Origin of the sequence: Sphingobacterium multivorum, assembly GCF_039511225.1 — a bacterium.
Classification (GTDB): Bacteria; Bacteroidota; Bacteroidia; order Sphingobacteriales; family Sphingobacteriaceae; genus Sphingobacterium.
Map to the genome: position 1 here is coordinate 371,194 of NZ_CP154261.1, position 11,796 is coordinate 382,989.

Annotated in this window: 9 protein-coding genes; all 9 read right to left on the reverse strand. The window is 39.9% G+C overall.

Annotated features, from left to right (window positions below; genetic code table 11):
- Positions 1 to 12 precede the first annotated feature (12 nt).
- The 9 genes from AAH582_RS01420 to AAH582_RS01460 all read right to left on the reverse strand — a co-directional run bounded on the left by AAH582_RS01420 (position 13) and on the right by AAH582_RS01460 (position 11,787).
- Positions 13 to 780, reverse strand: a complete 768-nt coding sequence (locus tag AAH582_RS01420) for a DUF4843 domain-containing protein (RefSeq protein WP_197084067.1) — start codon at positions 778 to 780, stop codon at positions 13 to 15.
- Positions 781 to 790: 10 nt separating this feature from the next.
- Positions 791 to 1,381, reverse strand: coding sequence for a RagB/SusD family nutrient uptake outer membrane protein (locus AAH582_RS01425; protein ID WP_343321045.1), 591 nt, complete (start codon positions 1,379 to 1,381; stop codon positions 791 to 793).
- A gap of 44 nt (positions 1,382 to 1,425) precedes the next feature.
- The gene (locus AAH582_RS01430) at positions 1,426 to 2,220 is read right to left on the reverse strand and encodes a RagB/SusD family nutrient uptake outer membrane protein (RefSeq protein ID WP_343321046.1); all 795 of its coding nucleotides are present in this window, start codon (positions 2,218 to 2,220) and stop codon (positions 1,426 to 1,428) included.
- Between the two features lie 10 nt (positions 2,221 to 2,230).
- Positions 2,231 to 5,689, reverse strand: a complete 3,459-nt coding sequence (locus AAH582_RS01435; protein ID WP_343321047.1) for a SusC/RagA family TonB-linked outer membrane protein — start codon at positions 5,687 to 5,689, stop codon at positions 2,231 to 2,233.
- Positions 5,690 to 5,723: 34 nt separating this feature from the next.
- Positions 5,724 to 6,845 carry a FecR family protein gene (locus tag AAH582_RS01440; RefSeq protein ID WP_053003760.1) on the reverse strand — a complete coding sequence of 374 codons (1,122 nt, stop codon included), beginning with the start codon at positions 6,843 to 6,845 and terminating at the stop codon, positions 5,724 to 5,726.
- 209 nt (positions 6,846 to 7,054) lie between these two features.
- Entirely contained in the window at positions 7,055 to 7,612 is a 558-nt protein-coding gene (locus AAH582_RS01445; RefSeq protein ID WP_046674725.1) for an RNA polymerase sigma factor, read from the reverse strand.
- Between the two features lie 197 nt (positions 7,613 to 7,809).
- Entirely contained in the window at positions 7,810 to 8,535 is a 726-nt protein-coding gene (locus AAH582_RS01450; RefSeq protein WP_343321048.1) for a DUF4998 domain-containing protein, read from the reverse strand.
- Positions 8,536 to 8,541: 6 nt separating this feature from the next.
- Positions 8,542 to 9,849, reverse strand: coding sequence for a DUF5000 domain-containing lipoprotein (locus AAH582_RS01455; RefSeq protein WP_046674727.1), 1,308 nt, complete (start codon positions 9,847 to 9,849; stop codon positions 8,542 to 8,544).
- A gap of 21 nt (positions 9,850 to 9,870) precedes the next feature.
- A complete protein-coding gene (locus AAH582_RS01460; RefSeq protein ID WP_343321049.1) occupies positions 9,871 to 11,787 on the reverse strand; it encodes a RagB/SusD family nutrient uptake outer membrane protein in 1,917 nt (638 codons plus the stop codon).
- Positions 11,788 to 11,796: the final 9 nt, after the last annotated feature.

An 11,796-nucleotide genomic window follows, 5' to 3' on the forward strand; every position in this document is an offset into this window, starting at 1 on the left:
TAAGTTTGTAGGCTATTGCGTGGCACTTCCCATATTCATTGGTTGGCCGTCTTCGTCTAAGATGAGGTTGCCAGCTGCTTTCTGCTCATTCAGATACCGTTGCATAAATTTGCCATAGGCCAATGTTTCAGCAATTGAAATATTGGTATCCATATATTGTGGATCGACATTAAGGATTTCAACCATTAAGTTGAGCTTTGTACGGGAAAATGTTCCGAGATAGAAGTCCAACCAACGGGCAGGCCTTTTTGTTATATCGTTAATAAACCATCTGTAATTGATAAAATTCAGCTTTTGACCCGTAGTCTGGTTGGTAGTTTTAAACTGCATATCGACCGAAAAATTTTCGTTTTCAAGGAGGTCAAAACTGAGTAAGAAAGTTTGGTCTTTCATATCAGGAGTCCTCAGGAATCTGAGCCATATAGTATCCCGAAGCTGATTCTTTTTGATGGAAAAATCTTTGGTGATAAGTTCATAATGCTTACTCTCGATTGCAGTAGAGGATGAATTTGAAACTATTTTGTACGGTCGGTCGTAATCCACGGCACCTCCTATTGTGGCAATGACCATATGCACAAGGGAGTCAACGGTTGTTCCTTTCGTCAGGCTGAAAGAAATAACAGTAGAATCTTTAAGGACTTCTGAGGAATAGGCAAGGGGCCGGGCCGTTTCATTAAAATAAACGGTAGGTTTTCCTTCATACTTTTGGAGTTCTTTTTCACATGAAAAGAGGCAAGTAATAGTTGCACAGGCGAGGAATAGATAATATATATTTTTCATGGGTAACATTTTATTGTCTATAAATAGATTCAGAATCTGGAAGGGGAACGTTGTAGTTTATCGTTACATTACCACTTGTTGCTGAGCCGTTGGCTACAGATGTTACGTTTCTCCGCTTGTAGTAATAAAAAAGCTGCCCTTCTCCGAATAAGTCCTTTTGATACTCTTTTTGGAGCTCGGTTGAAATGTTTGCCGTTGTTGCCAATGGTAGTAAGCCTCGGTTGGCACGTACTATATTGAGCAACGCTATCCCGTCAGCACTATTGGGCTCGCATTCTGCCGCGATGTAATAGATTTCACTTATTTTGAGCAAAGGAATGCTGAACCGAAAAGTTTTGGTCTTATCCACGACATCTGCATATTTAAGAAAAGTTTTATAGGGTTTGGATCCATTGGAAGGCATCTGCCAGTTTAAATTGTATCGATAATCATTTTCATTATTTTCGTATACGGTGGTTAAGCGACTTGGCGTTGGAGCTAATATTTGTCTTTCGCTAATGGAGGGATCGAACCAATTCAGGTAACGATTATAAAGCTGGGAATTCATCACGCCAAATAACATTTCTGTTGAGAATATGCGATCGGGATTTTGTTTTTCCACCAATGCATTGGCGGAAGTCGTCCACGGAAATTTGTCGCTGACAGCTATGACTTCTTAGCCATTGCTAAAGCATCGGTTTTGTCACCACGATAGAGATAAGCTCGCGCCTTGAGGCCTTTTACGGCATAATAATTAAGCCGGTAATTTCTGTTATTGTTTTGAAAATCGACGAGATCTTCTGGCTTGGAAACGTTCACGCCCGTCGTGATAATAGGATCGTTTTGAAGTAAGGTTTCAGCAATGTTTAAATCGGCCAATACGATATCCATAAATTGATTGGCAGGTAATAAAGGATTTACTTCAGTTTTACTGTTTTTATAATAAGGTAAGCTCTGCTTTGTAGAATCAACAGTCGAATATCGTGGACCATATAAGCGTAACAGATCGAAATGCAGAAATGCACGCATGGCGATAGCTTCTCCTCGATAGCCATTTTCTGTGGATTGATCCAAAACACCTTTGTATTTATCAAGATTTTCCAAGAACACATTAATATTCAGGATTGTTGAATATGCTGTAGACCAGATATTTTCCATTTGGTTTACCGTTGGTTTGTCTTTGTACGCATAAGTTGAAGTCTTATACTGATTGTGCTCAGAACTGATATTGTAGCGCTGGCCGAGGATTTCGATTGTGGAAAGTGTCAGGTTATCTCCATATAATTGATTTGCTGCAAGATCTAGGTAAATACCATTGAGTACGGACCTGATACCATTTTTGGTACTGTATAACTGAGATTCCGAGACTTTATCTTCTGGCTGGACATCTAAAAATTTTTTGCAAGAGAAAAAAGTCAAGGCTGTTAGCAGAATTAGGAGTAATTTTATAGTGCGTTTCATAAATCAATAATTAAAATGATGCTCTGAAAGAGAAGGCGAAAGTTCTAGCATAAGGGTAGGTTATACCACGCTCTCTTTTGACGGTGGAGAAATATAAGAAGTCATTTGCCATTAGGTTGACAGATAATGCTTTTAGCCTCATGCTCTCCAGCCAAGGGCCTTTGTCAAATAGATAGCCAATATTTAAGGTTTCGCTGCTTAGTGTGTTTAGCGATTGGACAAATCGTGACGATATAGGTGTAGTTGCCGTTTGGGAGATCGCTTTAAATTGGGCAATATCTCCTGGTTGTTGCCACCGATCGTATAATGCACGTTTGTCCTGGTTGTTTACAACGTTGATGAAGTTAATATTCTCTACTTTATCAAATAATGCTGTATTGAAGATATCGCCACCTAATCTATAGCGTAGGCCAAGTCCGAGTGTAAATCCTCTGATTCGAAGGTTCGTGGAAATTACTCCCTCCACTTTAGGTGCTGTATTTCCAACATTGGCTACGTCAGCAGCGCTATAATCAAAAGTGTATTGTCCATCTTTAGTCGAGAAAACTTCTTTTCCCGTGGTCGGATCAATCCCTAGAGATTTAATCGCCCAAATGGCTTCAGCGCTATTTCCATCGATATATCTGATTAAGGATTTGGATGTTTCCTGCTGTTTGTTGAGAGTTCTCAGAATGTCGCCAAATCCGCCATATTGACTCTTATAGCTTGCGGCGGTAAGCCCAATATTCCATGTGATTCCTTTTTCAAGATTATAAATCGGATAAATTGTAAGTTTAGTCTCCAGTCCTTTATAGGTTAGACTACCAATGTTATAGGGATAGGAAAATACGCCGGTAGAGGATGGTAAGTCTACCGGAACAATTAACGGATCTGTTCTCTTGGTATATGCATTAATATAACCCGTGAAACGGTTTTTGAACAAACTGAAATCTAAAGAGGTGCTGATCTGCTGTGTCTTTTGGGGTTCTAAATTGGGATTGCCCAGCATGTTAAGTGTTACACCCTGGCCGAATTGGTTGTAATTAGCACTGGTATAGTTGTATAAAGAAATTGAGCTAATATTAGCGAAATTCTGATTCCCTGTTATACCCATATTTCCTGTTAGCCGTAAGGAGTTAATCCAGGGCATTCGCTTAGCAAATGATTCTTTATGAATATTCCAACCTAACCCTACGGCATAATAGGGAGAGAATTGCTTATTACTTCCGTAGGCCGTTGATCCGTCGAGCCTGTATACGATGTCAAATAGGTAGCGGTTATCATAAGAATAATTCGCGCTTAGTGTTGTATTGACCGAACGATAGGTGCTACTTGATGCGAGAGGAGCACCATCTAAGAGGTAGCTATAAGCAAAACGTGGGTTACCGGTGCTTCCTGCAGGAAATCCTTCCGCGACAGTTTGATACGAGTCGTTTTTATTTTCAGCGATGGTATTACGCCAGTTGGCATTTAATTGATGCTTTTGCGCGAATGTTTTATAAAAGGTTAACATAAAATTTCCTTGGTAGGAAAAATTGCTATTCCTGCTGTCTGTATATTTTCCTTTCCGTAAAGTTGGCGTATCAAAGAAATCACTCATCTCGGGTGACTTATAGATTTTTCCTTCTGTTGTCCCCTTCGTAATTTGTAACGCCGCATTTGCTCTTAGGTAACTTGTGATATCATAGTTGGCATTAAAGTTATTTTGTACCTCCAAATTTTTGGATTTATTATATTGTGGCAGCAAAGCATCATATAATGGATTAGCGATATAAAAATCAACTGAGGAATTGGATTTTCGACTAATTTCTAAATAGGGCTGTTCCGAATTTTTTTCATAATATGGATTTGTATTTACCCAGGTAGAGAATGAGCCATATTGGGATTCGGTTGTCTTGTTACCTCTGATATAGGTAATATTGTTAATATTTACCTTGTTTTTTCGATACGTTAGGTTGATACTACCACTATAGCTATCCCTTCCGGAGCCAATCATGGCTCCTTTTCCTGCCCGATAGTTTAGGCCCAGGTTGTAGATAAAAGTTTCGTCTCCACCAGCGGCATTGATCGAGTTATTGGTCGAGAAACCATTTTGTAGTGGTTCACTTAACCAGTAACTATCAACACCTTTCTTTACAAATGAAAGGTGTTGATTATAAAGGCTATCCAGGTAGACCTGTTGTGTGGGACTTGATGATGAGTTGTAACGTCCCGACAGTCTTTCAAATTCCAATTTTTCAGTCGCATTCATCATATTGTAGGCTGATAAATCGGGTATTTCGAACCTAAAATCTTGTGTGTATGTAAACTGCAATTCGCCAGGTTTGGGTTTGATTGTCTCTATGACCACAACACCGTTTGATGCTTGTGAACCATATAGTGCCGTTGATGCAGCATCTTTAAGTATGGTTACTGATGCGACGCGATTCATGTCAAGGTCAACAATAGTCTGTATTGTTGTTGGGAATCCATCCAATACAAATAGCGGCTGATTGGGATCAGCGCCAAACTGGTCCGTTAACGTGGAGCTAGGGATACTGCTCTTACCGCGAACTTCAATCACTGGCATGACGTTTGGATTTGATCCTGCCAAATTGTTTTCAATTTGCAAAAAAGAAGGATCCAATGTCTTCAAACTTTGAATAATATTGTTGTTGCTCACTGCTTTTAATTCAGCACCAGAGAATTTTGTGGTTGTACCTGTAAAGCTGTCTTTATTTCTATTGATTCCTGTTCCTGTAACAACAACCTCTTCGATTGTATTATCCTTCCTGCGAAGTTTTACAAACATGCTATTGACCGATAGTGTTACTTTTATTTCTTGGCTTTCGTAACCAATGAAGGAGACAATGAACATTTCATTCAATGCAGTGATTGGCAGATTGAAGACGCCATCTGTATTGGTTTTAACTGATTTTCTATCATCATTTTTTTGGCGTATGGATGCCCCTTCAACGGGTTTCCCGTTTTCATCTATTACCTTTCCAGTGATATACTGTTGCTGGATCCGGCTCACTATGCTATTATTCAGACCCTTTTTTGGCGCAGGTTTAATCACCACGGTCTTATTAACAATCTCATAGTCGAGACCATTCGGTTTTAGAATGGCATCCAGTGCCTGTTGTAGGGTCCCATTTTCAAATTTAACACCGTTATCTTTGATCTTTTCGAGTACAACGTCTTTATAGAAAAAACTATAGCCAGATTGTTTTTCCAGTTGTTGGAAAACTTGTTTGATGGACGATTTGTTTGAGTTAATAGAAATGCGCTGTGCATTTGTTGTTCCATAAAGCTGCAGGAGACTGACCGTCAAAAGCGCCGAAACAAGGTGAAAGCGCAGCTTGTTTTTTCGGGTAAATACGGTGTGCAATGTGTTGTCATTACTACTCTTCACAAAAGCCCGAGGCCAGGTGATGGCGTTTGAGTTTACTGAGATTTGGACATGGTTGTCCCATGGGACCGAAGGTGTGGCCTTCCTGTTGTTTTGCATTAGGTTAATGTTTAATAAGTTTAGTATTAATAATTTAGTTCTTCAGTAGGATTGTTTTTTGTTGATTTTTATTCTGCACGATGTCGAAATTCAATCCAGCAGATTGCAGAACGGTTAGGATTTCCTGCAAATTCATCTGTTTATTGATCTTTCCACTGAATCGTTCGTTTATTTCGGAGTCGTCAGGACGGACATTGAGATCATACCACCTTGCCAACTGTTGCATGATTTCATTTGCTGTGGCATTGTGGAAGGTAAAATAACCTTCACGCCAGGTTATATATTCGGCGGCATCCACATTTTTCTTACTAAGTGCTGATCCTGTAGAAATAGCCTGTTGATTCGGCATTAGGATCATTTTCTGTTGCTGATGTAATACTTCGACCTTTCCTTCAACGAGTGTTGTCTGGATTGTCATATCATTATCGTAGGCATTGATATTGAAATGTGTGCCCAAAACTTTAATTTGCTGCTCTGTTGTTTTTACGATAAAGGGTTGTTCCGGATTTTTGCTAACTTCAAAATACGCTTCTCCATGTAATTCAACTAAACGCTCTGGGCCTATGAATTTCGAGGGGTATCTCAGGGAGCTATTCGCATTCATCCATACTTTGGTCCCATCGGGAAGTACAATTTTAAATAGTTGACCCCGAGGTGTTGAAAGCGTATTTTGAACGATGTGATTTGCATTGTCATGATAGATAAGTTCTCCGTTTTTAATTTCCTGAACGCCTTCAATGGCTTGGGTAGCTTTACCTTGGTTATTGAGTATGACGACTGCTCCATCTTCAAAAGTAAGCTGTACATTTTCCTGAACTGGTCGGATTGAGGCGAGTTGTTGAGGAGCTATTTTGTCGAAGACAGCATATTGGTAATAGTAATAGCCCATAGCAAAACCAAGCGCAATGGTGATGGATGCCGCAATACGGGCTCCATATTTATACTTTTGACTAAATGTACGAGGCGCATAAAATACCTGATTTCTATTTAGACGCTGTAAGACACGAAGTTGACCTGCTTGAATGTCGCTGTCATTAGGCGTGCTTTGTGCATCGGATTCATCAAACCATTTTTTTAGGTTATCATATTCCGCTTTATTTTCGAAGCCCAATAGATATTTTCCGATTAGTTTTTGCAGCGTATTAGGTACTTTCATTTAGTTAAATCTGTTTATTCATTAGTAAGCAGTCTCTTTATGAGATTTATTTTGCATTCGACTGTTTCAGCTATGATGAAGTTATCAGTGACATTCATTGTCCCGTATCACTTGAACACATCATGATGACTTTACAAGTCGTTTGGTTAGCCTTGTATAGATATAGTCATCGAAACATCTGAAAGCACCTACGCTAAAATGAAAAAAAATTAAAAAAATGAGAGAAAGGTGTGGAAGTCTTTGGTAACTAGGCGTAAACGCTTGAGCGCTTTGTTTATTTGATTCTCAACCGTACTTTTTGATAAGCCGTATTCAAGGGCTATCTGGTTGATGGATTTGTGGTTGACACGGCTTTCATTGAAAATAATTCTGCAACGTTCGGGAAGATTTTGTATTTCTTCTTGAATGAGGTCCAATAAATAGCGGTAATGTAAGCGATCTTCGATTGGCGCATCATCGAGGATGATGTCTACCTTATCGATATCCATCCTATGCTGTTCGCTATTTTTATTGAAGTAGGAGAAGGTTAGGTAGCGTGCGCCAGTTTTGAGGTAGGATTCGATATTGTTGATTTCTTGCAATCTACTCCTATTTTTCCAGATACTCAAGAATAGGTCATGTAGAATATCTTCGGTTGCTTCGGTATTTTTAGTTTTGGGATAGACGTATTGGTATATTGCTTTCCAGAAATGATTGTATAGTGCATCGAATGCAGTTCGGTCGCCTTCTGCGATTTGTTTTAGCCAAAGTGCAATTGTACTATCCATTTTTAGTTTCCAATTATGGCACAAATGTATCTAAAAAAAGATAGTTAAAAAAGGTTAGACAGGGAACTGCTTGGGAAGCGTTTCCGTCTAACCTTTTCTGTTGTAATCGACGGGATCAAAAAATGCATGTAAGGAAATAGCTATTATTTACCTTACTGCGTATCATCGCAATAGTTACAATTTTGTTGGCATTTGTGTTATTTGCTATACTTCTGTTCTGTAAATGCAGTGTAAAAATAATCGATGGAAGCTTGTACAGGTTTGTAAACAGTTCTGTATTTGACTGTACTTGGACTTACAATATTTTTTAGGCTTGCAAAGTCCTCATAAGGGGTAATGCGAACTGTCGTGGAATCTCCTGAATTATTCAGGTAAGTAACTTCTGTAAACTGCATTGGGTAAAATGTACCCTGTCTGGGCAGGTTATTTTCTCGAGCCAATACCAGGAAATGCTCACTGGCGTTTGCTTTGTCAAATTTTGAAAATGAGCGATTGACAAGGGTTCGTATATAACTCTGCCCGTAAATAAACTGACTCGAGGCTACTGCTCGAGAACTATCACCTTGACTCGTAAATGAATAAACGTTTGCCGTGTATGTTGCTTCCGAAAGTGCATCTAAGGTGATGAATTTTATTCTACCATGTTCGCTGGCTTCTATCGGGTAATTTTTTACTTCTGCCATAGGTGAGAGGCTGCTCCTGAGATATACTCTCACACTATTCACTTTGGGGTCTGTCGTTACTTTAAAACGCAGTATTCCCCTTTGATTGCCCGGGATAATAGATAATGAATCTACGCGGCCAGGATAGTAGATTTCCCCATTTTTTAGGTATTCCCCATAATAGTAGTCTGATGGCTTGCAACTGTAGTTTAAAAGGACAGTACCCAACACGATCAGTATATAATTTAATATTTTTTTCATAATTTATCAGTCTACGTATTTTCCATATAATTTCAATTCCGATATAGCAACTGTTAGGGCATTACCTAGCGGTTGTTCTCGAACGCCATTCCACGTACAGTTTACTTTTATTCGGAAATATTTGAATCCGCTCGGGTTATCCCAGTTGACTTCAAAATCTTCTCCCTTACGCGCGTAGTCTTGATCCTCACTATTCGCGTTAGTGCCAAAGGCAAGGCCGGATGGACGGACGCCTTCAAATGTTCCGAGTAATGTCCAAGAATCCCAAGAACCATCTTGTGCCGGTGAATTACTGCCATAAAGCTCGAATTCTTTTGGGTGTGTAGCTTGAAACAATAGCCCATAATTGTCGTTTCGACCCCAGAGTTTGACCCGACTTATTTGTGCCTTTTTACGGGCATCCAAAGTGAATTGGAATGGGATCGGGGCAGCCTTACCCCACCACTGCTTGTTTGTGATATAATAGGGGGATCCTTCAATTCCATCAAATAGTGATACCTGCATTTCGGCACTTCCACCTTGTGCATTGTAATTGCTGATGTAATCACCATTTCTATTCATATCACTATAGGCCGTTATACCATTATAAATCAATAAATTGTTGATTTCATATTCTTCTTGTGGCGTCAAATTGCGACGAACGGTGTCTGATACGTTACCCCATTGATCGCGGATTACAATACCGTAGGTGGTTGCAATCGGTTGTTCACCACGAACGCGAATAACACCTTCTTTGGATTTTGTATAGGTCTCGTTCAGGACATTCCAGCCGACCTCTTTGGTAGTCGGATTTTCCCCATATTTGAATATACTTAAAATGATATTTGCAGCATCTTTATTTTCAAATTTAAGGTTTACTCCACCAAATGTGCTGTAGAAAAAATCGTTAGATTTAAATGATTCGGCTAAAATGATATAATTAGGCTTTCCTGTCTTGATTTTAATAGTAACGGGATCAGATTCCACGTCACCAACCGCGACAGCCACAAGTCTAACGTCATGTTCACCGATCGCTGCATATCCTTGCACAGCAAGTTGATTGTCGTATATGCTGGCCTTGGTGACCATTTCTTTCCCATTTTCCAATGTATACGTTGCCTTGACGTAGCGTAAGTCTGCTGATGTTGGTAAATCGTAGCTGATCTTCGCTCCGCCAGGAGCTTCTTCATAGGCAAGGTTCTTTAAGGTATTCGGTTTTTCTCCTTGTCTTGCTGCGGTGATGCCTATGTCTTCCTTGCAACTTGTCCATAGTAATGGAGCCATCAAAAGGATTGCTAGCATGATGGGAGCGATTTTATTGATTAAATTTTTCATGATGCGATAGTTGTAATTTAATTACCATCCTGCACTTTGGACAAGATTTGGGTTGCGTCTTCTTTCATTTAAGCTCAATGGCCAAAAGTAATCCCGATCCATAAATGACCGTGTATATAATAGTGTTGTCCGATAGTAAGAGCCTTCGGATGATTGATTGATATCCCATCCTAAAATTGGGTTGTTTAATTCTTTGACGGCATCTTTCCAACGGCGAAGATCCCAAAAACGCACACCTTCCAAAGCAAACTCATTTGTACGTTCACGTTTGATAATTTCACGCAGCCCATCTTTGGTTGTGGGTTTGTTTGGCGCAGAAGAGTAATTTTGCCACGATTCAACAACACCTTTGAGACCACTCCGTGTTCGGACGGCATCAATGTAGGAATAAGCCTCTGCTGATGGGCCATTTGCTTCGTTTAATGCTTCTGCGTAGTAAAGGTAGAGATTGGCTAAACGCATGATCGGATGCCCAAATAACCGAGCTGTGTAGGCGTTACTTGCACCTACGGTACTCCGATAATTATAGTGTTTTTTTGAGGCATAGCCTGTCCAATTGAATCGTGTGGGGTCTACTTTTCCTGACGATCCCGAATATTTGAGATCAATATTGTAGGCATTCGCATCCGAACCAGCTTGTAGCATAAATACACGTCCGGCATCAAACATTAAGGTGCCATAAAATCTATTTTCCCGATTTAGATTCATCCGGGCTGTTTGTTTCCCAGCGACCAAATCATATTTATAAGCATCTGTGTTGGGAACTGTAATCAAATCGAATCTTGATGTATATGGATAAGTAATATCTTCCTCAATAGGTACACCATTGTTGGAATAGAATTTCTCCACAATATTTAAAGTCGCAGACATAAAGCCCAATAAAGTTCCGGACGTGGCGTTGGCTGTGTAGCGAGGAAGCATAAAATAACCTTGAATGGTTCCATTGGCGGTTGATTTGGTATCCAGCCATAATACTTCTGGATTATCTGTGTTTTCATTATAAGCCTCCCGGATATTCATCTGAAATTGCGTACTGGCTTGAGGTGTAAATCCTCCAGTGGGTGTCCAGGTGTGTAATTTTTTACCATGCTCGGAAGCAAAATCAATGGCCTCTTTACAGGCTTTAGCTGCCAATTGCCATTTCTCGGACGAATAACTGTGGTTGAATAGTTCCTTGCCATCGTTATTTTTAATTGAAGCTTCGGTACCAACGTTTCCGTTGAAAAGTGGACTGGCGGCATAAACCAATATCTCAGCCTTCATTGCTTTGGCGACGATTTTTGTAATGCGTCCTGTTTCACTGTTCACTGCAGTAACGTCATCCATTAAATTGGGGATGGATTCATCAATCATACTGATAATATAGTTGAAGCATTCATCTATACTATTTCGAGGCAGCTGGGAAGATCCTGGGCTGTCATAGATAGGGATATTCTTGTCTCTGATAGGTACAGGGCCGTATTGTTTCATTAAGAGAAAATGATAGTAGGCTTTCAAAAATTTGACTTCAGAGATCCACATCTGTTTTTCTTCGTCTGTCATATCCGGTACCGACATAATATTGTCGAGAAATGTATTGCAGTTTGTGATACCCACCCAAAGATTTGTTGCTCCATTGTTCCCGTCCCAAGCATTTAACAAGGGGTTGTCACCATTTTGGTTGCCCAAAGCAATTCTCCAATTGAAATACCCCGAATAGGTTGATTCGGAGTTTAGCCAGAATTCGTCGCCCGAAAGCCACCCTGGGTTATTGGTCATTGAAAAGCTTTGCGGTAATTGACTATAACAGGTCACTAAATAACGCTCGGCCATTGTACGCATTGCGAATGCTTGGTCGAGTACAGGTGCATTATCTGGAACAACATCCAGAAACTTATTACAGGAGGTCGAAAGACCTACTAACAATCCTAACACGATTATACTTTTCTTAAATCTCATTTTCATAGT